Origin of the sequence: Staphylococcus canis, from assembly GCF_016238445.1 — a bacterium.
In the GTDB taxonomy this organism is placed as follows: Bacteria; Bacillota; Bacilli; order Staphylococcales; family Staphylococcaceae; genus Staphylococcus; species Staphylococcus canis.
Genome location: NZ_JABANU010000075.1, coordinates 1 through 342, shown reverse-complemented (window position 1 = coordinate 342; position 342 = coordinate 1). Strand labels below are relative to the sequence as shown.

At 36.0% G+C, this 342-nt stretch carries 1 pseudogene; it reads left to right on the top strand.

Annotation, left to right across the window (positions count from 1 at the left end):
• A pseudogene (locus HHH54_RS10970) lies at window positions 1-342 on the top strand (ISL3 family transposase); the annotation flags it as partial.

The window sequence follows — 342 nt, the reverse complement described above, 5'->3', positions numbered from 1 at the left end:
AAGCTTGTAATACGTACTTTACAGCTCAGTCTCCTGTCGTTGATAAGTTTTGTTTTATCTCTAAAAATACTAAAATGGCTATTCTCAATAAGGCAACGGATATACGCTCTGAAGCTTCTATAGCGCAGGATTGTTCTGTATCACCTACAACTGTAGCACGTTTTATTGATGAAGCTGCAGAAAGTCTCTATCAGTTGCCACATCGACCATTACCAAAACATTTAATGATGGATGAATTTAAAAGTGTTAAAAACGTATCGGGATATATGAGCTTTATTTATGCTGATTCACTCACACATCGTATCATAGATATTGTGGAAGACCGTCGGTTAAAGTCTTTAA